Origin of the sequence: Ensifer sp. KUDG1, from assembly GCF_050434285.1 — a bacterium.
Classification (GTDB): domain Bacteria; phylum Pseudomonadota; class Alphaproteobacteria; order Rhizobiales; family Rhizobiaceae; genus Ensifer.
The window spans coordinates 76,104-100,802 of record NZ_JBNDIG010000011.1 but is presented as its reverse complement, the minus strand read 5'-3'; the positions used below and the strand labels follow the sequence as shown (position 1 = coordinate 100,802).

Genomic DNA, 24,699 nt, shown 5'->3' with positions numbered 1-24,699 from the left:
AGGCCAGCGCGTTTCTTGGCGAAGGCGTGTCCTCGGTTCACATAGCTCCCGTCGGCGTTTGGCCAAGGGCACGGACGAAGTGATTCACGGTAACTTCTTCCACGTCGTCGGAGGCCGGACGGCTCTTTCGCCGCACCTCGTCGGCATGGGCGAGGAAGCGGGCGCTCTGCCCCGGCACAAAAGGGCGATCGGGGTCGGGAACCGCGGAAAGAAGCAGTTGCGTATAGGGATGGCGGGGATTGCCGATGACGGCGCTGGTCTCGCCCCACTCGACCATTTGGCCTGCAAACATCACGACGACCTCCTCGGCGATGTGGGCGGCCGTGGCGATATCGTGGGTGATGTAGAGCATGGCGAGGTTGCGCTCGCGCTTGATGCGCGCAAGCAGTTCCAGGATGTCGAGCCGGATCGAAACGTCGAGCATCGACGTCGGTTCATCGGCGACGAGCACGTCCGGCCCGACGGCGAGCGCCCGGGCAATGTTGACGCGTTGGCGCTGGCCACCGGACAGTTCGTGCGGAAATTTTCGCGCGGTCACACTGGGATCAAGACCGACATCGGAGAGCAGGCGCGCGACCGCCGCCCGTGCTTCGGCCCCGGTCTTCGCATGACCGTGCAGCAGGAGCGGCCGCGCAAGATGGTGGTAGATGGAGAATACCGGGTTGAGTGAGGCGAACGGATCCTGAAACACCATCTGGATCGCCCGGCGACGCAACTTCTCCTCGGCACGGTCGCCGGCCTCGGTGACGTCGGCGCCGCGAAACGCCATCCTCCCCGATGTCGGCGCATCGAGCCTTGCTACGATGCGGGCACAGGTGGTCTTGCCGCAACCGGACTCGCCGACCAGCGCCAGCGCCCGGCCGGGTTTCAAGGCGAGCGAAATCCCTCGCAATGCCTCGACGGTGCCAAAGCTGCGCCTGATATCCTTGAGGCGTACGATCGCGTCGTCTTCACCAGCCATCGTCGTCGCTAGCGGCATCACGTTCATTCGACGCCCCCCAGGCTGCGGACGGATGACGGCAGTTGCGGGATCGCGCCCCAGAGTTTCCGCGTGTAGTCGTGCTCCGGCGTCCGGCTGATCTGCTGCGTGTCGCCGACCTCGACCAGTTGCCCTTTCAGCATAACACCGATGCGGTGGCAGAGCTGCGCCATCAGGTGCAGGTCATGGGTGATGAACAGCACCGAGAAGCCGAGGCTGCGCTGCAGGTCGACGATCTGCTCCAGGATCTCTCGCTGCACCACCACGTCGAGCGCCGTCGTCGGCTCGTCCATAATGATCAGCTCCGGCTTCAGCGCCAGGCAGATGGCGATAACGATGCGCTGCCGCATGCCGCCGCTGAACTGGTGCGGATAGTTGTCGAGGCGCCCCACCGGAATGCCGACGAGGCGGAACATTTCTTCTGCCCGCGCACGCGCCTGGGGCCGCGTCGCGCCGGTGTGCCGGCGCAGCACGTCGAAGAATTGCGCCTCGACCCGCATCAGCGGATTGAGCGAATTCATCGCGCTCTGGAACACCATGCCGATCCGCCGCCAGCGCACACTCTGCAGCGCCGCTTCCGGCATCTTCAAGAGGTCCTGCCCATCGAGCAGGATTTCGCCGCCGGCGACCCAGGCGGGCGCCTTCGACAGCCGGGTGATCGCATAGGCGATCGTGCTCTTGCCGCAGCCGGATTCGCCGGCAAGGCCGAAGAGTTCGCCGCGGCGGACCTCGAAGGAGACGTCGTTGACGGCACGGAACGCGCCGTCGTCGAGCAGATAATCGACGTTGAGGTTGCGGATTTCCAGAAGTGCATCGCTCATCGGGCCGCCTCCAGCTCGCGACGGCGCAGTCGCGTCAGCCGCAGCCAGCGGCTGAGCGCCGGCCCGGAGCGAAGCTGCGGGTTGGCGATCTCGTCGAAGGTGAAGTTGATGAGCGCAAGACCGAGGCCGACGAGCGCAATGCCCGCGGCCGGGACAGCAATATCCCACCAGGCGCCGACGATGATCGCCGATGAGTTCTGGGCGTTGTAGAGCATGGTACCCCATGTGACGCGCAGCGGATCGCCGAAGCCGAGATATTCGAGCGTCGTCTGGGCGACGATCGCATAGATGATGCTGCCGACGACGTTGATGCCGATCAGCGGCACCAGATTGGGCAGGATCTCGACGAAGATGACCCGCCAGTGCGGCTCGCCGACCATGCGTGCCGCCACCACAAATTCACGCTGCCGGAGCGCCATGGTCTGCGACCGGGTCATGCGCGCACCCCAGGGCCAGGAGGTGAGCGCGATGATCGCCATGATCGCCATCGGCCCGACCGTGCCGGCAAAGGAAGCGAGCAGGATCAAGAGCGGAATGTTGGGGATGACCAGCACGGCGTTTGTCGCAAGGTCCAGCGTCGCATCCGTGCGGCCGCCGAAATAGCCGGCGACGAGGCCGACGATGGTGCCGAGCGCGGTAATCGCAAGCCCGGTAGCGAGACCGACGGCAAGCGACGGCCTGGCGCCCCAGACAAATTGCGAGAAGACGTCACGGCCCATCTTCGTCGTGCCGAAGACATGCTCGACGGTTGGCGGCTGATGCGAACGGCCGACACGTTCGCTCGGATCGCCCGGTGCCAGAACCGGAGCGAACAGCGCCATCAGGCAGAGCGTGAGGATGATGACAAGGCCGGCGACGGCTTTCTTCTGCCGCCAGAACAAGGAGACGCCCGCGTTCATGCCCTGCCCTCCCTGATGCGCGGATCGACCACGCCGTAGATGATATCGACGAGGAGATTGGCGCCGAGTGTGGCGATCGTCATCAAGAGAAGCTGCCCCTGGATCACAGGATAATCGCGGGCGACGCTCGCGGTATAGAGCGTCAGGCCGAGGCCCGGATAGTTGAAGACGATTTCGGTGACGATCGAACCGCCGAAGACGGCTCCCAGCATCAGCGCCAGATTGGTCAGCACCGGCAGCATGGCGTTGCGCGCCGCATAGCCAAACATCACGGCCGCTTCCGACAATCCCTTGGCCCTGCCCATGGTGACATAGTCCTCGCCGAGCACCGAGATCATGCTGGAGCGCATGGTCGTCTGGAACTCGCCGATCAGATAGGGCGAGAGCGTCAGCACCGGCATGATCGCATGCAGGAAGACGCTGCCGAAAAAGGTGAAGTTGAGCCCCGGATCAAGGCTCGGATCATAGGCGTAACCGACCGGCAGCAGCCGGAGCGTCACGCCGAAGGTGAAGAGAGTCGCGAGCGCGATGATGACAGGCGGAACGGCGATCATCACCACCGAGAAGGGCGAGACGAAACTGTCGAAACGCCCACCACGACGCCAGGCGGCAATCGCGCCGAGCAGCACGCCGACGCAAAGCGAGAAGACGATGGCGGTCACCACGAGGAATGCCGTCCACCCGGCCGAGCGGCCGAGCACTTCGAGCACGGTTTGCGGATAATATTTGACCGAGACGCCGAGATCGAAATGAGCGAGCCCGACGACATAATCGACGAACTGCTGCCAGATCGGTTGCTCGATCGCACCGAAGCGCGCCTTGATCGCCTCGACGGCCGCGGGCGTTGCCCGCGGTCCGAGTTGGGCGATCATGCTGTCGACGGGGGACCCCGGCATCAGCCGGGGAACCGCGAAATTCATGACGATCGCGAAGAGGAACGCCACGCAGTAGACGGTAAGCCGTCGACGGGAAAGTCGCATCGCTGAAACCCGCTTTCGCTTATTGTACAGGCTTCAGGCGAAGCAGATGCACCAGCCGCATCCGGTTGTTGTCGTGATCCTCGGGGTTCATGACCGGCTCGTCCTTCGTCACCCAGCCGGTGAAGCGCTTGGTCGAAAACTGGTACCAGGTCGGACCGTTGAAGACGGGCACGACGGGCAGATTGTCGGCGACGATCACCTGCACCTGGTCGAACAGCTTCTTGCGCTCCTCATCCGTTGCGGCGCGGCGGTAATCATCGAAAACCTTGTCGAGGTCCGGGTTGGAATAGCGCGAGGGCGCGCTGGTGATACGCCCGCCGAAGCCGGTCGACAGCGACTGGAAGTAGCCGCGGAAAGGCGTCGGCCCGTCGGCGCGCGAATTCATCACCGCCTCGAAGCTGCCGTCGAGGATCTGTTTCTGCCACTGCTCGTATTCGGGCGTGGCAACGGAAGCGTTGACGCCGATCTTGCGCAGGCCCTCGGCCGCGATCTGCACCGCGTCGATCCAATCGGTCCAGCCGTTCGGCACGATGATCGGGAAGGCGATGGGCTTGCCGTTCGGCGTGGTGCGGAAGCCTTCGCCGTCCTTCTTGTAGCCGGCATCGTCGAGCAGCTTGTTGGCCTTGTCGATGTCATAGGCGAGCCACTCGTCCTGCGCGCCCTCGGCGGCCTTGTTGCGCCAGCTGTCGAAGCGCGGCGGCAGGCCGCTCGCATGGGTGTTGACGACCGGGTAGCCGAACCCGGCGATATCGACCATCGCGGTGCGGTCCATGGCAAGGCTGAAGGCGCGACGGAAGGTCATGTCGTTAAAGGCCTCGGCATTGCCGGGGTTCGACGACTTGAAGTTCATCTGGAAGGCAACGGTTTCGGCCGGCGGCTGCCAGTAGCCGTTGTGCTCGGCATCGAGGCCGACATAGGTCTTGTCTATCTGTGGCAGGAACGAACCGAACCAGTCGATCGCGCCTTCCGGCAAGAGCGCCAGCATCTGGTCGTTGCCGGAGATCTGCGGCAGCTTCAGGCAATCGACCTTCAGTGTCGCGGCGTCCCAGTAGTTGGGGTTGCGGCACTGCTCGTAGACCTGCGGCGTGAACCGGCGGATCTCGGTCATCGGGCCGGAGCCGACGGGCGTCTCGTTCTTGAAGGCCAGCGGATCCTTGACATCCTTCCAGATGTGCTCGGGCACAACCGGGAAATCGGCAAGCGACTCCGGAAAATGCGTGTCCACGTCCTTGAGATTAATCTTCACCTCGGTCGGCGACGGCGCCTCCACGGAAGCGACGGTCTCACCGACGCCGACGGTATCGACGGCCGGGTTCTTGAGCATCATCTCGAGCGTGAATTTCATGTCGGCCGAGGTCAGCGGCTTGCCGTCCGACCAATTCACGCCGTCGCGCAGCGTGTAGGTGATCGACTTCAGGTCGTCGGCAAACTTGTAGGCCGTCGCCAACCGAAAGACCGGCTTGCCGCCGTCGTAATCGTTGAAGATCACCAGCGGCTCGTAGACGAAATCCATGGTGCTCTGCCGACGACCGCCAAGGTCGAACGGGTTGAAATTCTGCACCCAACTCGTCTGCTCTTCGATGTGCATGGTGAGCACGGATTCGGCGCGCGCCTCAGCGGCGGCGATCATCATCAGCACGGTCGCGAGCGTCCCAAAACGCCATGCCGTACCGCTCCTCCCGACCCCCGACGCATTGCGCAAAGGCCGCATTTCCTCGACTGCCGTCATGACGAATTCCCCCTCAGGCTTCGTTGATCGAACTATTAAGTCAAGTAATTTGACTTAACGATAAGTCCGCCAAAGTCGCGCTGTCAATCGGGGTATTTTCGCCGAGACTAAAGTTATGATCAGAACCGCCAAGTGGTATTTCGAACGGGAATACCACTTCCGAAAAAGCGGCGTTCAGCGGTTCGTTCAGGCCGCCAAATTGGTCGCAGACGCACCCAGGCCGGATCATGAAAAGCGAGAATCACTGCGCGGACCGGCGAAGTTTGGTGGCTGCCGGGGCTGCCATGCCGGGCTCGCAGCGGCCGTGTGCTAGGAGACGGTGCGCGTGCGACCGAAGGCGCGCAGCAAGAGGTTCACGGAAACCGCGACCTTGTCGATATCAGGAATGTCCTGCGAGTAGCGCCCGGTATAGAGCTTGACGATCATCCGGTCGCGCTCCTTGCCGTCGAGGTCGTAGTAAAGGTGAAGGTAGAAGCGCCGCTTGTCGCCGGTACGCGATATGTCGCCGCGCCGCTGCGTCACTTGCCTGAGATCAGCCTGCAGTGGCTCGAAACCGTCGAGCCTGAGGGTCACCTGCGCAGACTGGAAGCGCACGTCCGGCGGAACCGCGACCACCGCCTTGTCGAGCGAGAGGCTGACCACGCGCCCCGGCGTCCCATCGACATTGGCGGGCTCGTCGAGCTTGAAAGCCTGGAAAAGGCGGCGTGGCTTTTCGAAACAGATCAGCGACGCGATGACGAGGACGACGATGTTGATCCCCGACCAGACGGCTCCGATCGCCGAGAACGCCCCTTGGACCTGCGCCGTTTCCGGCACAAGGTTGATCAGAAGTCCGAGCGCCGTGACGGCGATGAAAGCGGCAATCCATGTAAACGTGTAGGCGTCGAAGCTGTTCGCCTCGTTGCCGGTGCCTTTCGGGGTTACCTTGAACGGCTTGCCGAAGGGCCGCACGAGGCTAGAGAGAACCGTCGGCAGCATGCGGAACGTAGCGAAGGTCCCGACCGCGCTGGAGACCACGGGCAGATAACGTGTCGGCGTGATCCAGAGCATCAGGAGGAAATAGGCCGCGAGCACCGGAAGCTGATTTGAGACATAGTCGGCAACGCCCGTGAAGTGCAGCGGCAAAGCGCCGAACCAGAGATAGGCGATCGGCACGAGCAGGACGATCAGGCGCACCACGTACTGAACCAGCCAGGACATGGGGAGAAACATGATCCGCTGGAACAACGACAGGCCCGGTCCACGCAAGGGACCGTTGTGGAGGTAAAGCGTCTGGATGCCACCCTGGCACCAGCGTTCCCGCTGGACGAAATAGCCCGTCAGATTCTCGGCCGCCAATCCCATTGACAGCCGTTCGTTGAGGTAGCGGGTCTTGTAGCCCTTGTTCAGCATAGACAGCGTCGTCAACAGGTCTTCCGTGATCGACTCCGTCGGGAAGCCTCCGATCGCATCGACAGCCTTGCGACGGGCGATCGAGCACGAACCGCAGCAGAAGCTGACATCCCAGACGTCACGGCTGGGCGCGATCTCGTCGAAGAATAGTCGCTGTTCGTCCGGCCAGATGTTCTCCAGGCCCAGGTTGGATTGGACCGGATCGACGTTGAAGAAGTGCTGCGGGGTCTGGACGATCCCGATCCCCTCGTCCGAAAAGAACGGCAAGGTGCGCTTGAGAAAATGGCGATAGGGGACAAAGTCAGCGTCGAAGATGGCGATGAAATCGCCCGCACTCGCGCGCAGCCCATTGTTCATGTTCCCGGCTTTCGCGTGCGCATTGTCCGTCCGTGTCAGGTGGACCGCGCCCCGCTCTGCGCAGAAGGTCTTCAGCCAATCACGCCGGCCGTCGTCGAGGACATAGACCTTGAACTTGTCCTTGGGATAGTCGAGCGCCAAAGCCCCGACAATCGTGCGCTCCAGGACATCGAGCGGCTCGTTGTAGGTCGGAATGAATACATCGACCGTCGGCAGATCCTGCGCCTCGCGCGCGAAGAACGTCTTTCCCAAACGGTCCGCCTCGAGACTGCGATCGACGTATCGGCTCATCAGAATGAGGAAGAGAACGACCTCCGTGAAGGCAAGGAGCTCGATGATGAAGACGATCCAAACCCACCAGACGTTGGCGCCATCGGCGGGATAGGGAAGGACAGTTTCGAAGAGGCGCCAGACCATGTAGCGCAAAGCGACCGCCCCGACGACCGCGCAGGTGATGGTGCGCGCCCAGCTTTGGTGCCGAGACCAGTTCGATGGCCCAAGCAGGAAGAAGGCGATCACCAGCAATGTGGGCGCGAGCGCTAGAAGAGGTTGAACCACAGCCCTTTGATCCACTGTGTCAGTTGCAGATTGTGCCGGGAGATGCGGACCTGGGCGGACCGCCCCACCTGGCAAAAATTGCCGAAATCGGTATTGAGAGCAGAGGGGAGGAGTTGAACGCGGATTCTCGCATCGCGCTCCTCGGCCTCCGGCTCCTTGGCGGCGAGATTGTCTTTCTCGACGACTGCGGATGAGCCTTTGACGGCCTGCACCTTTCCTATGAAGACTTCGCTGCGGCCGAGAAGCCGGACTTCCGCTTCGCGGCCCGGATAGATCTCGTCGTAATCGACTTCGGGAACGAGAATATCGACGAACAGTTCGCGGCAGTCGAGGATACGCAGCAGTTCGTTGTTCAGGATGACATTGGAGCCGTTGACGACGTTGCGGGTCCACACCACGCCGCTGAACGGCGACGCGATTTCTGCCAGTTCGAGACTGCGAACGCGCTTCTCCTCTTCCTCCAGTTGTCGTTCGGTCTGGTCGGCGCGCGTGCGGTTTTCGACGATGCGGGTGTTGATGTCGTTTATGCGAACGATCACCTCGTCCTGACGCTGACGCGAATAGGGCACGTCGTTTTGACCATCGCCAACGATGAATATCCCCTCCCGCAGGGCCATCAGCCGTTGTTCGAGAAGATCGAGCGACAAATTGCTGATCTCGACCTCGCCGCCTGTGGCCGCGCCGGCGGCGGTTGCCGCCTCGACCATCTTGCGGGTGAAGATCCCCTTGGATTCCAGCTCCTGCCGTCTGTCGAGGTCTACCCGTGCAACGACGTCCTGGGCACGCGACACCTCCACCCGCTTCTGCAGGATGCGAAGTTCTCGTTCCAGACTGGCAATGGTGGCGTTCTTGAATTTCTCGAGCCGATGGGCAAGCTGGTTGCGCAAGGCGACGAGTTCGTCCCGTTCACGCTCCAGCGCCGAGACGCGATCGGCAGCCGTCTTTCCTTCCGCCTGCAGGGAAGCAAGGATCGCCCGATTGACGCGTTCGTTGCGTATGGTCAGAAGTGTCTCGTCTTCGGCAACGGGCGTGCCGATCCGTGGCGGCGCCTGTCCTATTTCGCCATCGATCGGCGCATTGATGACCGCAAAGCGTGCATTTACAGTGCCGTCGAGGCTGGTAAAGCCCGTGAGGCCAGGCAGGAGCACGGCGATTGCAAGCGTGAGCAGCAGGACGCCGACGGTTATGCGTGTGATGCGATGGTTCAGGAGCATGCCTGCTGTTCCCACTCTCGAAATGCCAGGGCGGCAGACATTGGCGCGTCAATCTCGCGCGCAACTGCGGCTCCGGTCGCGTAAGCAAGATTGTGCGCAAAGGCGCGGAGGGCAACCCTTAGAAATTGGTGCTTTTGGCATTCGGTTAACCAGTTGAGAACGATCAGCGCCCCCTGACACAACAGGGCGACTTCTCGATCCGGAACGATCATGCCGCGCAAATGCTTCGGGTTAATGTGAGAGTGGTCTTCAGGCGGCCGATCTGGACGGCAAAGCAACCTGACAGATCATGGCGAGGAAGATGACCACGCAGCCCAGGATCTGGGAAAGGCTCAAGGGCGTCCCCAGAAAAGCCAGCGTGAAGATGAGAACCCACACCGGCTCGCAGCACATGATCACAGATGCCCGCGCCGCCGAGATCAGCTGCTGGCCGCGAAACTGCAGGACGAAACGCAGGCAGGTCGAGACCAGGATGCTTGCCAGGAACCAGCCCCAGGTCTCGATCGAAGGGACTGCCGCGGGCATCTCTTCGACGAGCAGCGAAACGGCGAGGATGAGCACCCCTGCGACCACCAGCTGGATCGCGGCTACGGCCACCGCGCCGACCTCGGCGGAATTGCGTTTGACCAGCGCGATGCTCGCCGCCCAAAGCAGGGCCGAGACGACAAAATAGAGGTGAGCCGCCTCGACGCGGGCGCCGGGGCCAAGAAACAGCAAGCCCATCCCGGCAAGCGCGACGGCGATCGAGATCCAGAGCGCTCGACCGACCGGCCAGCCGAAGAACAGCAAGCCGAAAACCGGTACCAGCAGGTTGCCGGTCGAGGAGATGAAGGCTGCAACGCCGGGGTTTGTCGTCTGTTTCAGGCCGAAAATCCAGGCCATCATGGCGACGGCAAAGGCGAGCGCGCCTGGAAGCAGCAGGCGCACCGCCCTGCCGAGTTCGGCAAAGGTTGCAAACCGCGCCAGGAGACCGATCAGCAGGCCGGCGATGACGAAGCGGCTGCCGAGGAAGAGTAGCGGCGGCAGCTCGGCTAGCGCATGGATCGAAAACAGCCATCCGGCCCCAGCCACGAAGGCCGCGATTGCGATCTGCAGGTCGGCAATCGGCTGGGAAGGGTACTGGGCGGAACGATCAGAAGACATCTGTTGGACACGAGAAAAGCCGGCAGGCCCGTATCGAGCGGCCTGCCGGCTTCTCTATCGCTTAAAACCGGGATCTACCAGTGATTGTTTGACGCCAAAGGCCGTCTATTGGTTCGCCTTGGCGTAGTCCTTCATGTTCTCGGGCGTTACCAGTTCGAACGGAACCCAGATCTGCCGTTCCGTCTTTTCCTCCCGCGCCAGGGCCACGGCGGCATCCATCGCGGTTGCGCCCTGCGCGATTGCGTTCTGGAAGACGGTAACGTCGAGATCGGCGGCAGCCATGGCGGCAAGCCCATCCGGCGTCGCATCGATGCCGCCGACCACCACCTTCGACATGTCCGTGCCTGCCGCCTTCATCGCCTGGATCGCGCCGATCGCCATCTCGTCATTGTTGGCGATGACGGCATCGAATTCCCGTCCGGTCGACAGCCAGTTGGTCATGATGTTGCTGGCCTCGAGGCGATCCCAGTTGGCGCTCTGCTCCTCGATCACGCTCATGCCCTTGCAGCCGTCGGTGGCGATGACGTCGTGGATATCCTTCGTGCGGGTCAGCGACGAATGGTTGTTGAGCGGGCCCATCAGCACGTAGACGGCACCCTTGCCGCCAAGCAGCCGGCACACTTCCTTCGTTTCCAGCGTGCCGGAGTCCACCTCGTTCGATCCGACAAAAGCCGCCGTTTCGGGAAGCGCATCGACATCGGCCGGCGGATGGTTGGCATAGACGATCGGAATGCCGGCAGCACTCGCCATCTTCGTCAGCGCCGGAGTGCCGTCACCATCGACGGCGACCACGACGATCGCATCGACGCCGGAGGAAATGAAGTTCTGCACCTGGTCCAGCTGCTTGCTCGGATCGTTCTGGGCGTCCTCGACCTGGACCGACACGCCATCGAGCTTGGCCGCCCGGTCTTCCATGCCCTGACGCAGGATGGTCAGGAAAGCGCTGTCGGAACGGGCAACGGTGATGCCGATGTTCTCGGCGTGGGCGGTGCCAGCCAGCAGAACCGACATGGCGGCAAACAGCAACTTCCTCATTCGAAACCTCCCAGGGGACCAGACGACTTATGAACGCTAAACGGAATGCATGATCCATTAAATGTCAATAATGAAACGCACATTTCATTATGCGCAACGATGGAATGATAAAAAACCCTTCGAAACCCAGGATTTTCAGCGTGCATAATCCTGATAATATAAACCTATACGTGTGTCATCTTGACACACGCACCGCGGTCGCCGGGGAGATTTCGACTGCCCCCTCGGGAAACGAGGGCGCCGCTTTCGGCTGTCGTCTCACCGGACATATCGGCGGCGCGCGGCGCATGCATCCGTGACTTTCACCCACCCAACCCAAGCTGTCGGCAGGAGATCCCGATGACCGTACAGGAAGCAATTCTCAACTTCGGCTATGATCCCACGATCAAGGAAGACGGCCCGCTGCTCCGGCCGCCGATACCGGCATCGCTGCCGAGCGCGGCAAGCGTCAACGCGCTTTATCTGCCGCCGCCCAAGGCGCAGGGCACACCGAGCCATGTCGGCAGTCCCGGCAGTTGCGCCGCCTGGGCCACGACCTACGGGCTTGCCACCTATTGGGCGGCCGTTTCGACCGGCGAGGCGCCGTTGCAACCCGTGCGGCAGGCAAGTCCGGCCCATATCTACATCGAAGTGATGAAGAGCTACGGGAAGACGGGCTGCGCGGGATCACAGCTGGCCTCCTATCTCAATCTGCTTACGCAGGGCGGCACCCCGAACTGGAAGACGGCGCCCTATTTCCCGAATTGTCCCGAGCTCTGGTCGCGCTACGATCCCAACGCCCTTGCCGATGCCAGCTTCCAGATCCCCGGCTGGGCGACGGTCGAGACCAGCGATCTCGACGCGATCAAGGCCGTCATCGTCGCGGGCGGCGCGCTTTGCTACGGCACGTCCCTGAACAAGGGCTTCATGCAATATGAAGGGCCAGGTGCGTTGAGAGGCCTGCTCGAAAAGTTGCCGAACACCGGCCATTGCATGTTGATCATCGGCTATGACGACGAGCAGCAGGCCGTGCTCATCCAGAACAGCTTCGGTCAGAATTGGGGCTGCGAATGGAACGGGCGCCGCGGCTATATCTGGATGGGCTATGAGCTGTTCCAGTGCCTCGCCCAGGGCCAGGCGATGTACATCACCGGCTGACGTCGGACGGCTTGCCCGCCGCCCGATCTGCCATCTTCGAAAGGTGCCGTGGCGCTACTCTGCCGCCACGGCTGCGGGATAGGCTACGGTCTTTGCGTCCTCGGCCTCGAGGCTTTCCGCCGTCTCAGGCTCGGCGGAACCCTTCTTCGGTTCGCGACCGAAGAAGAGGGCATAGCCGGCCGGAAGAACCAGGATCGTCAGCACGGTGGCAACCAGAATGCCGCCCATCATGGCGTAGGCGAGCGGTCCCCAGAAGACACCGCGCGAGATCGGGATCAGCGCCAGCACCGCCGTCAAGGCCGTGAGCGTGATCGGCCGGAAGCGCCGCACGGCCGACCCGACGATCGCCTCGGCACGGTCCATGCCCGCCGCGATATCCTGGTCGATCTGGTCGACGAGGATGATCGAGTTGCGCATGATGATGCCGAGCAGCGCGATGACCCCGAGGATCGCGACGAAGCCGAAGGGCGCGCCGCTGATCAGAAGGGCAGCCGCCGCACCGATGATGCCGAGCGGACCGGTTGCGAGAACCAGCATTGCCTTGCCGAAATGCTGCAACTGGATCATCAACAGGATGACGATGACGCCGAGCATGATCGGCGCCTTGGCGGCGATCGACGCCTGGCTTTCGGCCGAATCCTCGGCACCGCCCTGGATTGCGATCGAATAGCCGGCAGGCAGGCTGTCGCGCAGCGGCTGCATCTCACCGAACATCTTCATCGCCACGTCGTTCGGCTGCACGCCATCCGGCAGCGTGCCGCGCACCGAGATCGTCGGCAGCCGGTCGCGCCGCCATTCGATGCCCTGTTCGAGTACCGGCACGACCTTGGCCACCTGCGAGAGCGGTACGAAGCCACCGAAGTCGGTCGGGATGTAGATGGAGTCGACCGAGCTCAACAGCTTGCGGCTGTCCGCCGGCTCGCGGGCGACGATCGCCACCGTCTCCTCGCCGTCGCGGAAATTGTCGAGCGGCGCACCGGTGACGCTCGCCTGCAACATCTGGCGGATGCGCTGCGAGGTGACGCCGAGCGCGCGGGCGCGGTCCTGGTCGATCACCAGTTTCATGCCCGGCACCGGCTCCAGCCAGTCGTCATGCACGGCGCCAAGCTGCGGGTTCTCGTGGAACTTCGCCTTGACGCGGTCGGCGATGCGCCTCACCTCTTCTCGGTCCGGTCCCATGATGCGCATCTGCACCGGCCAACCGGTCGGGGGCCCCAGGAACAGGCGATCGACCTTGGCGCGGATCGACGGGAAATCGGCGGCTAGAATTCCGCGCATCTTGGCGATCAGCCGTTCGCGCGCCGGCTCGTCCTTGGCCATCACGAGAAGCTGGGCGAAGTTCGGATTGCGAAGCTGCTGGTCGAGCGGCAGGAAGAAGCGCGGCGCACCCTCGCCGATGTAGGTGGCGATGAAGCGCTTGTCCTCGTCGTCCATCATGCGGGCTTCGAGTGCCTTGGCCTGTTTCTCGACTTCCTTGATGCTGGTGCCTTCGGGCAGCCAGAGGTCGACGAGGATTTCCGGCCGTGACGATTGCGGGAAGAAGTTCTTCGGAATGAACTGGAAGGCCCAGAGGCTGACGAAGAAGAGGGCGAGCGTCGTCGACAGCACGATGATGCGATGGCGCACGGCCCACGTCACCGTCGTGCGAAGATGGCGATAGAAGCGCGTGTCGAAGACGTCGTGATGGTTGCCCGCGTGGCTGCGCTGCTTCAGGAGCATGTTGCCGAGCCAGGGCGTGAAATAGACGGCGACGAACCAGGAAACGACGAGCGCGATGCCGACCACGTAGAACAGCGAGCGCACATATTCCCCGGCGGTCGAGGCGGCAAAGCCGACAGGAATGAAGCCGGCCGTGGTGATCAGCGTGCCCGTCAGCATCGGGAAGGCGGTGGAGGTATAGGCGAAGCTCGCAGCTTCGACCTTCACCAAGCCCTCTTCCAGTTTTCGCTCCATCATCTCGACCACGATCATGGCGTCGTCGACCAGGAGCCCGAGCGCAATGATCAGGGCGCCGAGCGAGATGCGCTGCAGGTCGATGCCGAGCTCGTACATGATGGCGAAGGTCGCGGCCAGAACCAGCGGGATGCTGATCGCGATCACCAGGCCCGAACGCCAGCCGATCGACAGGAACGACACGACCAGCACGATCGCCAGCGCCTCGCCGAGCGCCTTCATGAATTCGCCGACCGCTTCTTTCACCACTTCGGGCTGGTTGGAGACCTGGTCGACCTTGACGCCATAGGGCAGCGACGCCTCGAAGCGCTCATAGGTCACCTCCACCGCGTTACCGACATCGGTCACCTTGAAGCCCTTGGCCATGACGACGCCGATCTGCACGCTGTCTTGGCCGTTGAAGCGGAACTTGCGCGAATAGGGATCCTCGAGACCGGAGCTGACCGTGGCGATGTCGCCAAGCCGGGTGATCTGGCCGCCGGCGCGAAGCCTCAGGTTCTTCAGGTCCTCCACCTTGTCGAGACTGCCTTCGACCGAGATGCGCACCGAGCGCGTGCCGGTATCGACGGAGCCGGCCGGATCGATGTTGTTCTGTCCGGCAATGGTCGAGCGCAGGTCGTTGAGCGTCAGACCTCGCTCGGCCAGCACCTGCGAGGACACGTCGATATAGATCTTCTCCGGCTGGTCGCCGATGATGACGGCCTTCTCGACGCCGGGCGTCGTCAAAAGCATGTCACGCGCCTGGATGGCGAACTTCTTCAGCTCCGGATAGCTGTAACCTTCGCCGCTCAGCGAATGCAGCGTGATGAAGGTGTCGCCGAACTCGTCGTTGAAATAGGGACCGAGCAAGCCTTCGGGCAGCTCGTTGGAGATGTCGCCGACCTTCTTGCGGACCTGATAGAAGGCGTCCGCCACCTGCTGCGCGTTGGTGTCGCCTTCGACCTGCAACGTGATGATCGCGCTGCCGGCACGCGTATAGGAGCGCACGAAATCGAGATGCGGCGTTTCCTGCAGCTTGCGCTCGATCTTGTTGACGACCTGGTCCTGCATCTCCTCGATCGAGGCGCCCGGCCAGAAGGCCTGCACGACCATGACGCGGAAGGTGAAGTCCGGGTCTTCCTTCTGCCCCATGCGCATCAGGCCGAAGACGCCGGCAAGGATGATCAGGCCGAACAGGAAACGCGCCATGCTCGGATGCGCGATCGCCCAGCGGGAAAGGTTGAAGGGCCGCTTTTCGTCGGAAGAGGAGGTGGTCATCGGCTCGGTTCCGCGGTTTTCGGGTGTCAGCGCAGGAGGGGGACTTCGGCCTGGGCCGAAGCGGAGTGCTGCATTGTCGCGTTCGAGATCGTCACCTTGAGATCGTCGGCCATGAACTGCGTCCCGGCGGCAACGACAAGGTCGCCGACCGCAAGGCCGTCGGTGACGCGCACGCCGTCGGTGGTGAAGTCGGAAAGCGTGACCGGGCGGCTGCGGACGGTTTCCGTACCGCGGTCGACAACCCAGACGATGGTGTAGCCGTCCTTCTGCGCAAGCGCGCTCAAGGGAACAGAGACATAAGGCTTGCCGCTGCCGGCCGAAGCCTCGACGGTGGCGGTCATGCCGAGCAGCACCCGCGGATCGTTCGGCAGGCTCACCCGCACGGAAAAGGTCCGCGACTGCTGGTCGGCGCTACCCGCCACCTCGCGCACCGTGCCATCCAGCGACAGGTCGGTGTCGGACCAGAGCCCGACCTTCACCGGAAGACCGGTCTTGAAGTTGGCGATCTCCGTCTCGGGCACGGCGACCTGCACTTCCTTTTCGCCCTCGACGGCGACGGTCGCGACAGGCGTGCCCGAGCCGACGACCTGGCCGACATCGGCATTGATCGTGGTGACGATGCCCGGCCGGTCGGAGACGAGGTTCGTATAGGTCACCTGGTTTTCCGCCTGCGACAGCGCCGACTTCGCGGCGTCGCGGGTCGCCACGGCCTGGTTGTAGCTCAGCACCGACTGATCGAACTGGGCCTGCGAGGCAAACTTCCGGGCGAGCAGCTGCTCGGCGCGGTCGCGCACCAGCTTGACCGTCTCGACCTGGCGCTCGGCCGCTTCCAGATTGGCCGAGGCACTGCGCACGGCGAGCTCGTAGTCGGTAGCGTCGATACGGGCGAGCAGATCGCCGACCTTGACCCGGTCGCCGACATTGACGACCCGCTCGACGATCTTGCCGCTGACGCGGAAGCCGAGGTTCATTTCGGTCCGCGCCCGAACCGAGCCGGAATAGCTGAGCTGGCGGGCCGTGTCGGCATCGGCGATCTCGACGACCTTGACCGGGCGTACGACCGCGGCGACTTCGGTCTTTTCCTGCGAGCAGCCGGCAAGGGTCGCCGTGAGCGTCGTAAGGAGTGCAGCAGTGGCAAAGAATGAAATACGGCGGCGAAATTCTAAGGGCTTAAACATGTTCGCACTCCCAAAACAGGCTGGCGCAGGCAGAAGCCGCGCCGGAAATATTTCTGCTAAACTTTCAATGCGTTAATCGCGAACTCGACCAGCTCTTCGGGGCTTGCACGGTTCGATTTGCTCAGACACTGGGCGACCATTTGCGGGTGACAGAGCGTGACGGTCGCAGCCCCGAAACAGCGGGACGCGGCATCGGCGTCCTGGTCGCGGAACTCGCCCGCGGCAATGCCTTCGCGGATGACGTCGGCAAGCAGCGCGTCGATCCGGTCGATATGCTTGTCGATGACGTGCCATTCGCGCTCGATGGCAACGATCACCATCTCGTGCACCTTGGTATCGTCGAGCATGAGCTCCACCGTCATGCGGTGCTGGGCATGGACGTAGCGGCGCAGGCGCTCGCTAGCGGTGAGCGGCAATTGGCAGATTTCCTGCGCCTGCTGGTAGCTTGCGGCGAGCATGCGCGCGCAAAGCGCCTGGTGGATCTCGGCCTTCGACGCAAAGAAGCGGTAGATGTTTGCCGGCGACATGCCGAGCTCGCGGGCGATGTCGGCCACGTTGGTCTTGCTGTAGCCGAAATGCCGGAACAAGCCCTCCGCCGCATCGAGGATGCGCGTGATGTTGTCCTGCCGTGTCTGGTCGACGACGATATCGTTGCTCACCGGATCGCTGGCCTTTCGATTTACGACTGACGAATTTTGTATTTCGTCAGTCGTAAATCGAAACGAGGTGTGCGTCAATGGCACAGGCGGGCGACGCGATCACGTTTGAAGACCAGAATGGCCGGCGCCGGACCGCCGGAAGCCTCCGCGATCCGAGACCGCGATTGCTGCAACCCCGGCTGCCGTTGACTCGACACGCTATGGTGGTTACTGGCGACTTAACCGCCTCTTTTCGGATTTCTCTCAAAGGTTCAGCCATCAATGGCCACAGGTCTCATCGCCCTCCTCGACGATATCACCGCGATCGCCAAGATGGCTGCCGCCTCGCTCGACGACGTCGCCGCCCAGACGGTGAAGGCCAGCACCAAGGCTGCGGGCGTGGTGATCGACGATGCGGCGGTGACGCCACGCTATGTCGTCGGCCTGACACCGGAGCGGGAACTGCCGATCATCGCGCGGATCGCCTTCGGCTCCCTCAAGAACAAGCTGCTTTTCCTTCTGCCCGGTGCCCTTCTGCTCGGCTACTTCGCCCCCTGGGCAATCACGCCGCTGCTCATGGTCGGCGGCATCTATCTCTGCTACGAGGGCGCCGAGAAGCTCTATGGCGCGCTTTTCCCCCATGCCGCCCATGCGCATGAGGAAGCAGTGCTCGGCGCAACCAGCGATCCGGCAGCACTTGAAAATGAGAAGGTTGCCGGCGCCATCCGCACCGACTTCATTCTTTCCGCCGAGATCATGGCGCTGACGCTCTCGACGGTTGCCGACGCCAGCATCTACATGCAGGGCGCGGTTCTGGCCGGCGTCGGCATCCTCATCACGCTCGCCGTCTACGGAGCGGTCGCCCTGATCGTGAAGGCCGACGACGCCGGCGTCGCGCTTGCCAAGAACCCCGTCTCGCTCCTGCGTCCGCTCGGCCGCGGGCTCGTGCTCGGCATGCCGGTCTTCCTCAAGCTGCTCGCCGCCATCGGCACGGCCGCCATGCTCTGGGTCGGCGGCAGCATCCTCGTGCACGGAATGGCGCAGATGGGCCAGGCCGGTCCGGAACATTTGATCCACGACATCTCCGAGCACGTCGCCCTGGCGCTTCAGGTTGCCCCCGGCCTCGTCGGCTGGCTCGCAACCGCGGCGCAGCAGGCCCTGCTCGCCATCGTCGTCGGCGCCGCGACCATCGTCGTCATGGGCAACGTCGTCGCGCCGATCTGGAGCCGGCTGCGACCAGTGCGGGATCAGCGCGGCTGAAATCATCGGCTTGATAGCGCTCTCCCCGCCTGAAGGGCCAAACGCATGGCTAAAGACAACAGCGGATACCGCCCCGCAGGAACGCACCTGCTGCTCGATTTCTGGGGGGCGACCGGGCTCGCTGACGCCATCGGCATCGACCAGGCCCTCCGCGAGGCTGCCGATGCCTGCGGCGCGACCCTGCTCGACGTGCGCTTGCACGAGTTCGGCGGCGAGGGCGGCGTGACGGGCGTCGCCTTGCTCGCGGAATCGCATATCAGCATCCACACCTGGCCGGAGACCGGATATGCGGCGCTCGACGTTTTCGTGTGCGGCGGCTGCGATCCGAGGGATGCCATCGCCCCGCTCAAGCGACGTTTCAACCCGACGGATATCAAGATCACCGCGGTCGCCAGAGGTTCCGAGCCACTTCTTTCAGCCGAGAGTTGCATCGCACCTTGAACGACGACGCGAAGCCGCATAAGCCTCTTCCAGCATTTTCACAGCCTACGATCTAACGGGCCTTCCATGGACTTCAGGAACTTCGTTTTCGACGATGTCGCGCGGGCGCCGGCATTCGTCCTTCTCTATCTCGTTCTGTTCCTGCTTTCGAAATGGCTGAAGGGCATGCTCCGGCCCTATGACATCGATCACGAGCTGGCTTCGAAGGACAACCAGGCGATCGCGATCGCGACCAGCGGCTACTATCTCGCGACAGCCGTCATCTATTGCGCTGCACTCGTCGGCCCCTCAAACGGATTGACGCAGGACCTGCTTTCCGTCGGCGGCTATGCATTGCTCGGCCTTGTCATGCTGAACCTCAGCGGCTGGATCGTCGATGCGGCGATCCTGCGAAGGTTCAGCGACACCGAACAGCTCGTCCACGAGAAGAACACCGGCGTCGGGGCGGTCCATTTCGGCGTCTACTTTGCCACCGGCCTGATTGCGGCGGGGGCGATATCGGGCGAAGGCGGTGGCGTTGTATCCGCCGTCGTCTTCTTCGTGCTCGGGCAGGTTTCCCTGTTCGTCTTCGCCTTTGTCTACGAGAAGCTTTCGCCCTACGACATCCACGACGAACTTCTGCGCAAGAATTCCGCAGCAGGCATCGCCTTTTGCGGCCACGTGATTGCGCTCGCGATCATCGTGATGAACGCTTCGGCCGGCAACTTCAGCGACTGGAAGAGCGACCTGCTGCAATTCGCGACCGCGAACCTGATCGCCTTCATCTTCCTGCCGGTCATCCGCGTGGCGATCGACCGGTCGATCATCCCTGGCCAGTCGCTGGCGCGGGAAATCCGCGACGATGGCAATATCGGCGCCGGGATCCTCGAGGCGTCCAGCGCCATCGCGTTCGCCACCGTTCTCGCATTTCTGTTGTAGGCGGGCGCAAGCGTGGCAGATGCGTATCGCAAGCAAACCACCGGCAGCGGGCCGACCATCGCGGCCGGGCTCGATTACGGCCGGATCGCATCGGTTTACATATGCTTCGGCCTCTTGAGCCTGTTCACCGCCTGGGTCTTCAGCTGGGAATCGCAGAAGATCTTCACCGGCCCGGCGAGGATGGCGGCGAGCTCGCCGGCGGCGGTCGAAGCGGACGAAGCGGGCGAACGCGTGCCGACGCAGAATTATGAGCTGATCGGCCCCTTCATGGTCACGCGCGCCAACCAGGTCTTCCGGGTTCAAGTGACGGCCGACGTCCAGGTGAACAGGTGGTCTTTCGTCGAAGTGGAACTGCTCGATGCCGAAAAGGACTACATGCTGTCCTTCGGCCAGGAGCTTTGGCATGAAATCGGAGCCGACAGCGATGGCCCTTGGGAAGAGGCTGACGAAATCTATGAAATGAAGCTCACAATTCCGCAGCCGGGCGCATACTACCTGAACGTCAAGGCACAGGGCCCCGTCCGCGCGAACGCCATCAGGGTGGCTATCAGCCGAAGCTATGGCAGCAGCATCCCACACCTGATCTTCGGCGTCCTCACGCTCTCGATCGGTCTCCTGGTCAACGAAATCGTCAACCGGACGATTATTCGGCTGGCAACGAGGTTCCGCTCATGACGAACGAGACCAGACGCGTGGTATATGTCACGGCGACGATCCTGGGCGCGATCTACATCGCCCTCTTCTATTTCGCGCTCGACGGCTATGGCTATTCCGGCCACGGCGGTTCTAGTTCCGGCTCATCGCGCTGGTACTGGGGCGGCCCTGAAACCTACCACGAGCCAAGCAATCGCGCCGGCAGCGTCAACGGAACCAACCGGCTGGGCGGCGGTCCGGAAAGCGGCAAGTGACCGAGATCCCGGAAAATGCGCCCGATGAACGATCGACAGGCAGCTCCAGGCGCTCGCTGACGCTCGTCTTCTGCGCCTTCATCTCCGGGCTGTGCTCGATCATCTACGAATTGTTGATCGCCACCACGGCCTCCTATTTCCTCGGCGACAGCGTGAAGTTCTTCTCGCTGACCATCGGCATCTACATGGCTTCGATGGGGGTCGGGACCTATCTGTCGAAGTATATCGAGCGGAATCTGCTGGTCCGCTTCGTCCAGATCGAACTGGCACTCGCCTTCCTTGGCGGCGTGAGCATTCCGGTTCTCTACTTTGCCTATGCCTGGACGAGCTTCTTCATCCATTTCTACCTGATCTTCACCGTCACCATCGGCGTGCTGATCGGTCTGGAGATCCCGTTCCTCACCCGGCTGATGGAGCGCTACAACCAGCTCAAGGTGAACATCGCCAACATCCTCTCGTTCGATTATTTCGGCGCGCTGATCGCCACCATCTCCTTCCCCTTCTTCCTGCTGCCGTTCTTCGGGGTCTACCAATCGTCGCTGCTCTTCGGCTTCGCCAACATGTCCATCGGCTTTGCGGTGCTCCGGGTCTTTGGTGACGAGATCGGCGAAAGGTCGCGGCCGCTCATGCGGCTGACGCTTGTCCTGACGGTGCTGCTCGCCGCGCTGATCGCGCTCTCGCACTACTTCCTCGAACGCTGGGACCAGAGCCTCTACGAAGATCGCATCGTCCATAGCGACCAGTCGCGCTACCAGCGCATCGTCCTGACCAAGGATCGGGACGACGTGCGGCTCTATCTCGACGGCAATCTTCAGTTTTCATCGATCGACGAATATCGCTACCACGAGGCGCTCGTTCACATTCCGCTCTCGCTGGCGACGCGGCCGGCCGGCCGCGTGCTTCTGCTCGGCGCCGGCGACGGCCTCGCCGCGAGAGAGCTGTTGAAATATCCCGATGTCCGCGAAGTCGTGCTGGTCGATCTCGACCCGGAGATGATCGACCTCGCCCGGAGCAACCCGCATATTCTGGCGCTCAACGGCGACGCGCTCGCATCGGACAAGGTCAGGGTCGTTCTCGGCGACGCCTTCGGCTTCCTGCAGGAAAATCGCGCGCCCTTCGATTTCATCATCGCCGACCTGCCGGACCCCAACAACAGCGGGCTCGCCAGGCTCTACAGCAAACAATTCTACCGATTGGTCCGCAACAATCTCGTCCCCGGTGGGCTGCTCGTGACCCAGGCGACGAGCCCCTATTTCGCACCAAGGGCCTTTGCGAGCATTGCCAAAACTGTGGAGGCTGCAGGCTTCGCCAATCTCTACCCCTACCACGCCAACGTTCCCTCGTTCGGCGATTGGGGGTTCGTGCTGGCGAGTGACACCGCTCTCGATCCGGCGCGACCGGCACTCAAGGTGGAAACGCGCTATCTCGACGAAGCAAACTTCGCCAAACACTTCCTGTTCGAGAAGGACGTGATCGCAGACGGGGTCGAGGTCAACACGCTCGATCGCCCCGCCTTGCTCGATTATTACCTCGCCGGCTGGCGGAATTATCGATAGCGCTGCGGAAAGCAGCGCTATCGCCACCAACGACCGGCGCTAGCGCTTGTACTTCACGCCCGGCAGCACGCAGAGCATTTCGTAAAGCAGGTTCGCCGCGGTGATCGCGGTCGTGCCCGTCGTGTCGAAGGGCGGGCTGACCTCGACGAGATCGGCGCCGACGAGGTTGAGGCCGCGGCAGCCGCGGATGATCTCGATCGCCTGGATAATGGTCAGGCCGCCGATCTCCGGCGTGCCGGTGCCCGGCGCATAGGCCGGATCAAGGCTGTCGATGTCGAAGGTCAGGTAGGTCTTGTGGTTGCCGATCTTCGCGCGGATACCTTCGATCAGCGGCACCAGCGACTTGTGCCAGCATTCCTCGGCCGGGACGACCGTGAAGCCCTTGTCGCGCGACCAGTCGAAATCATCCGACGCATAGCCGGTGCCGCGCAGGCCGATCTGGAAGACGAGATTGGGATTGAGGCAGCCGTCCTCATAGGCGCGGCGGAACGGCGTTCCATGCGCGATCTTTTCGCCGAACATCGTGTCGTTGATGTCCGCATGTGCGTCGACATGGATGAGGGCGACAGGCCCGTGCTTTTCGGCGACCGCCTTCAGGATCGGGTAGCTGATCGTGTGATCGCCGCCGAGCGTCAGCGGAATGCAATCGTGCTTCAGGATCTCGCCGATGCCGCGGGTGATGATCTCCATGTTGGCCGGCAGGTTGAAGGTGTTGATGGCGATGTCACCGATATCGGCAACCTGCAGGCTCTCGAAGGGTGCTGCACCCGTCGCCATGTTGTAGGGGCGGATCATCACGGATTCCGCGCGGATCTGGCGTGGTCCGTAGCGGGTGCCGGAGCGGTTGGACGCGCCGATATCCATGGGGATGCCGACGAAGCACGCATCGAGGCCTTCAGCTGACGTCGCCGTCGGGAGGCGCATCATCGTGCCGGGGCCACCGAACCGGGGCATGTCGTTGCCGCCGAGCGGCTGGTTGAATTTTTCGTCCATGGAAGTTCTCCCTTTCTGTCGCCGGAACCCTAGCAGCCATTGGCACCGGAGAAATGCCCTTCGATCGAACGTTACTTCGATCGCGGTCAAACAAACATGCCCGATGCAGCGAAGGCAGGCGTCGATTGCCGTTTACGCCGCCGCCACCTCTCCCGCACCTAGCCAAAGGGAGTGTTGTCCTCCAAGGACCCGCCAATCACTTTGGCGAAAACAAAAATACCGTGTCCTTGGGAGGAACCATGCAAAACTTAACCCGCACCGCCCTGCGCTCCATGTTTGCGGCGTCGCTCGTCGCCCTTGCGGCCTCAACGGCGGCCCACGCGCAGGACAAGCTGTTCATCTACAATTTCTCCGACTACTTCGCCGAAGACACCGTTTCGAACTTCCAGGCGAAGACCGGCGTCGAAACGCGGGTCGACTTTTACGATTCCCTCGAAGTGCTCGAGACCCGGCTGCTTGCTGGCGGCAGCGGCTTCGACGTCGCCTTCCCGAGCGCCACGGTCGGCGAGCGTCTCATCCAGTCCGGCGCGCTGAAGCCGATCGACGTCACGGCGCTCAAGAACTACGGCAATCTCGACAAGGACCTCCTCAAGCTTGTCGCCGAGCACGACCCCGAGAACAAATACCTCGTGCCCTATATGTGGCTGACGACGGGGGTCGCCTATAACGCCAAGCTCGTCGCCGAGCGCCTGCCCGATGCGCCCACCAACAGCCTCGACATGTTCTTCAAGCCCGAGGTCGCGGCAAAATTCCAGGACTGCGGCATCGGCATCGTCGACGCCCCGAACGAGGTCATCCCGATCGCGCTCAACTATCTCGGCCTCGATCCCTATTCGACCAAACCGGATGACCTCGACAAGGCGAAGGAGCTCTTGCTCAAGCTTCGTCCCTACATCCGCCATATGCAGAGCGGCCAGCTCGTCGCCGACATGGCATCGGGCCAACTGTGCCTGGCGCTGATGTGGAGTGGCGACGCCGGCATTGCCGCTGCCCGGGCCGAAGAGGCGGAGACCGGCGTTGCGGTCGACTATTCGATCCCGAAGGAAGGCACGATCATCTCCTTCGACACGATGGCGATCCCGGCCGACGCGCCGGATCCGCAACAGGCGCTCGCGTTCATCGACTACATTCTTGAGCCGAAGACGGTCGCGGCGATCAGCAACCATGTCTTCTACGCCAACGCCAATGCGGCGGCGACGGCAGAGGTCGACGCCGGCATCCGCGACAACCCGAACATCTATCCGCCTGCCGAAGTCCGCTCGAAGCTCTTCGTCGACAAGTCGCTGCCACCGCGCCAGACGCGCGAGCGCACCCGCGTCTGGTCCGCATTCCGGGCCGGCCAATAGGCGAACC

Annotated in this window: 21 protein-coding genes; 8 read left to right on the top strand and 13 right to left on the bottom strand. The window is 62.8% G+C overall.

Annotated elements, in window-relative coordinates:
• Positions 1 to 37 precede the first annotated feature (37 nt).
• The 9 genes from M2267_RS24515 to M2267_RS24475 all read right to left on the bottom strand — a co-directional run bounded on the left by M2267_RS24515 (position 38) and on the right by M2267_RS24475 (position 11,107).
• Positions 38 to 988, bottom strand: a complete 951-nt coding sequence (locus M2267_RS24515; RefSeq protein ID WP_429117973.1) for an ABC transporter ATP-binding protein — start codon at positions 986 to 988, stop codon at positions 38 to 40.
• Positions 985 to 1,800: an ABC transporter ATP-binding protein gene (locus tag M2267_RS24510; RefSeq protein ID WP_429117972.1), complete on the bottom strand. Its 816-nt coding sequence runs from the start codon at positions 1,798 to 1,800 to the stop codon at positions 985 to 987. Before M2267_RS24510 ends, M2267_RS24515 begins: the two co-directional genes overlap by 4 nt.
• A complete protein-coding gene (locus tag M2267_RS24505) occupies positions 1,797 to 2,699 on the bottom strand; it encodes an ABC transporter permease (protein WP_429117970.1) in 903 nt (300 codons plus the stop codon). Before M2267_RS24505 ends, M2267_RS24510 begins: the two co-directional genes overlap by 4 nt.
• A complete protein-coding gene (locus tag M2267_RS24500; RefSeq protein WP_429117967.1) occupies positions 2,696 to 3,679 on the bottom strand; it encodes an ABC transporter permease in 984 nt (327 codons plus the stop codon). The genes M2267_RS24505 and M2267_RS24500 overlap by 4 nt, the downstream gene beginning before the upstream one ends.
• Before the next feature lie 19 nt (positions 3,680 to 3,698).
• Complete coding sequence (locus tag M2267_RS24495; RefSeq protein ID WP_429118324.1) at positions 3,699 to 5,312, bottom strand: ABC transporter substrate-binding protein; 1,614 nt, start codon at positions 5,310 to 5,312, stop codon at positions 3,699 to 3,701.
• A gap of 405 nt (positions 5,313 to 5,717) precedes the next feature.
• Complete coding sequence (locus M2267_RS24490; RefSeq protein WP_429117965.1) at positions 5,718 to 7,715, bottom strand: glycosyltransferase; 1,998 nt, start codon at positions 7,713 to 7,715, stop codon at positions 5,718 to 5,720.
• Entirely contained in the window at positions 7,697 to 8,929 is a 1,233-nt protein-coding gene (locus M2267_RS24485) for an HlyD family secretion protein (RefSeq protein WP_043611048.1), read from the bottom strand. Before M2267_RS24485 ends, M2267_RS24490 begins: the two co-directional genes overlap by 19 nt.
• A 249-nt stretch (positions 8,930 to 9,178) precedes the next feature.
• A complete protein-coding gene (locus M2267_RS24480; RefSeq protein ID WP_429117962.1) occupies positions 9,179 to 10,072 on the bottom strand; it encodes a DMT family transporter in 894 nt (297 codons plus the stop codon).
• 105 nt (positions 10,073 to 10,177) lie between these two features.
• A complete protein-coding gene (locus M2267_RS24475; protein ID WP_429117959.1) occupies positions 10,178 to 11,107 on the bottom strand; it encodes a substrate-binding domain-containing protein in 930 nt (309 codons plus the stop codon).
• A 339-nt stretch (positions 11,108 to 11,446) separates the two neighbouring features.
• Between M2267_RS24475 and M2267_RS24470 the strand changes: the two genes are divergently transcribed.
• A complete protein-coding gene (locus M2267_RS24470) occupies positions 11,447 to 12,244 on the top strand; it encodes a C1 family peptidase (protein WP_429117956.1) in 798 nt (265 codons plus the stop codon).
• Between the two features lie 54 nt (positions 12,245 to 12,298).
• On the opposite strand, the gene M2267_RS24465 is transcribed toward M2267_RS24470, so the two are convergent.
• Genes M2267_RS24465 through M2267_RS24455 form a run of 3 tightly spaced genes read right to left on the bottom strand, consistent with a single transcriptional unit; the run spans position 12,299 to position 17,291 of the window.
• Positions 12,299 to 15,454, bottom strand: coding sequence for an efflux RND transporter permease subunit (locus tag M2267_RS24465; RefSeq protein WP_429117953.1), 3,156 nt, complete (start codon positions 15,452 to 15,454; stop codon positions 12,299 to 12,301).
• A gap of 26 nt (positions 15,455 to 15,480) precedes the next feature.
• On the bottom strand, positions 15,481 to 16,632 hold the full coding sequence (locus M2267_RS24460; RefSeq protein WP_429117950.1) for an efflux RND transporter periplasmic adaptor subunit: 1,152 nt from the start codon (positions 16,630 to 16,632) through the stop codon (positions 15,481 to 15,483).
• A gap of 56 nt (positions 16,633 to 16,688) precedes the next feature.
• A complete protein-coding gene (locus M2267_RS24455; RefSeq protein ID WP_043611063.1) occupies positions 16,689 to 17,291 on the bottom strand; it encodes a TetR family transcriptional regulator in 603 nt (200 codons plus the stop codon).
• A gap of 261 nt (positions 17,292 to 17,552) precedes the next feature.
• Between M2267_RS24455 and M2267_RS24450 the strand changes: the two genes are divergently transcribed.
• From M2267_RS24450 to M2267_RS24425, 6 genes are all read left to right on the top strand, one after another.
• On the top strand, positions 17,553 to 18,530 hold the full coding sequence (locus tag M2267_RS24450; protein ID WP_429117947.1) for a DUF808 domain-containing protein: 978 nt from the start codon (positions 17,553 to 17,555) through the stop codon (positions 18,528 to 18,530).
• 45 nt (positions 18,531 to 18,575) lie between these two features.
• Positions 18,576 to 18,971, top strand: a complete 396-nt coding sequence (speD, locus tag M2267_RS24445) for an adenosylmethionine decarboxylase (RefSeq protein WP_429117944.1) — start codon at positions 18,576 to 18,578, stop codon at positions 18,969 to 18,971.
• Between the two features lie 66 nt (positions 18,972 to 19,037).
• Positions 19,038 to 19,889 carry a DUF350 domain-containing protein gene (locus M2267_RS24440; protein ID WP_429117941.1) on the top strand — a complete coding sequence of 284 codons (852 nt, stop codon included), beginning with the start codon at positions 19,038 to 19,040 and terminating at the stop codon, positions 19,887 to 19,889.
• A gap of 12 nt (positions 19,890 to 19,901) precedes the next feature.
• Positions 19,902 to 20,564: a hypothetical protein gene (locus M2267_RS24435; protein ID WP_429117939.1), complete on the top strand. Its 663-nt coding sequence runs from the start codon at positions 19,902 to 19,904 to the stop codon at positions 20,562 to 20,564.
• Positions 20,561 to 20,797: a hypothetical protein gene (locus M2267_RS24430; RefSeq protein WP_429117937.1), complete on the top strand. Its 237-nt coding sequence runs from the start codon at positions 20,561 to 20,563 to the stop codon at positions 20,795 to 20,797. The genes M2267_RS24435 and M2267_RS24430 overlap by 4 nt, the downstream gene beginning before the upstream one ends.
• Positions 20,794 to 22,353, top strand: coding sequence for a polyamine aminopropyltransferase (locus M2267_RS24425; RefSeq protein WP_429117934.1), 1,560 nt, complete (start codon positions 20,794 to 20,796; stop codon positions 22,351 to 22,353). The genes M2267_RS24430 and M2267_RS24425 overlap by 4 nt, the downstream gene beginning before the upstream one ends.
• Before the next feature lie 39 nt (positions 22,354 to 22,392).
• Here the strand turns inward: M2267_RS24425 and speB are convergent, their stop codons facing one another.
• Positions 22,393 to 23,346, bottom strand: a complete 954-nt coding sequence (gene speB / locus M2267_RS24420) for an agmatinase (protein WP_043611074.1) — start codon at positions 23,344 to 23,346, stop codon at positions 22,393 to 22,395.
• Positions 23,347 to 23,585: 239 nt separating this feature from the next.
• Between speB and M2267_RS24415 the strand changes: the two genes are divergently transcribed.
• Entirely contained in the window at positions 23,586 to 24,692 is a 1,107-nt protein-coding gene (locus M2267_RS24415) for an extracellular solute-binding protein (RefSeq protein WP_043611077.1), read from the top strand.
• The last annotated feature ends 7 nt before the right edge of the window (positions 24,693 to 24,699 follow it).

Coding starts and splice junctions, on each gene's coding strand:
- M2267_RS24510 (WP_429117972.1), bottom strand. CDS start 1,800: ATGAGCGATGCACTTCTGGAAATCCGCAACCTCAACGTCGATTATCTG.
- speB (WP_043611074.1), bottom strand. CDS start 23,346: ATGGACGAAAAATTCAACCAGCCGCTCGGCGGCAACGACATGCCCCGG.
- M2267_RS24470 (WP_429117956.1), top strand. CDS start 11,447: ATGACCGTACAGGAAGCAATTCTCAACTTCGGCTATGATCCCACGATC.
- M2267_RS24430 (WP_429117937.1), top strand. CDS start 20,561: ATGACGAACGAGACCAGACGCGTGGTATATGTCACGGCGACGATCCTG.
- M2267_RS24515 (WP_429117973.1), bottom strand. CDS start 988: ATGAACGTGATGCCGCTAGCGACGACGATGGCTGGTGAAGACGACGCG.
- M2267_RS24440 (WP_429117941.1), top strand. CDS start 19,038: ATGGACTTCAGGAACTTCGTTTTCGACGATGTCGCGCGGGCGCCGGCA.
- M2267_RS24450 (WP_429117947.1), top strand. CDS start 17,553: ATGGCCACAGGTCTCATCGCCCTCCTCGACGATATCACCGCGATCGCC.
- M2267_RS24495 (WP_429118324.1), bottom strand. CDS start 5,312: ATGATGATCGCCGCCGCTGAGGCGCGCGCCGAATCCGTGCTCACCATG.
- M2267_RS24480 (WP_429117962.1), bottom strand. CDS start 10,072: ATGTCTTCTGATCGTTCCGCCCAGTACCCTTCCCAGCCGATTGCCGAC.
- M2267_RS24415 (WP_043611077.1), top strand. CDS start 23,586: ATGCAAAACTTAACCCGCACCGCCCTGCGCTCCATGTTTGCGGCGTCG.
- M2267_RS24475 (WP_429117959.1), bottom strand. CDS start 11,107: ATGAGGAAGTTGCTGTTTGCCGCCATGTCGGTTCTGCTGGCTGGCACC.
- M2267_RS24505 (WP_429117970.1), bottom strand. CDS start 2,699: ATGAACGCGGGCGTCTCCTTGTTCTGGCGGCAGAAGAAAGCCGTCGCC.
- speD (WP_429117944.1), top strand. CDS start 18,576: ATGGCTAAAGACAACAGCGGATACCGCCCCGCAGGAACGCACCTGCTG.
- M2267_RS24500 (WP_429117967.1), bottom strand. CDS start 3,679: ATGCGACTTTCCCGTCGACGGCTTACCGTCTACTGCGTGGCGTTCCTC.
- M2267_RS24460 (WP_429117950.1), bottom strand. CDS start 16,632: ATGTTTAAGCCCTTAGAATTTCGCCGCCGTATTTCATTCTTTGCCACT.
- M2267_RS24465 (WP_429117953.1), bottom strand. CDS start 15,454: ATGACCACCTCCTCTTCCGACGAAAAGCGGCCCTTCAACCTTTCCCGC.
- M2267_RS24485 (WP_043611048.1), bottom strand. CDS start 8,929: ATGCTCCTGAACCATCGCATCACACGCATAACCGTCGGCGTCCTGCTG.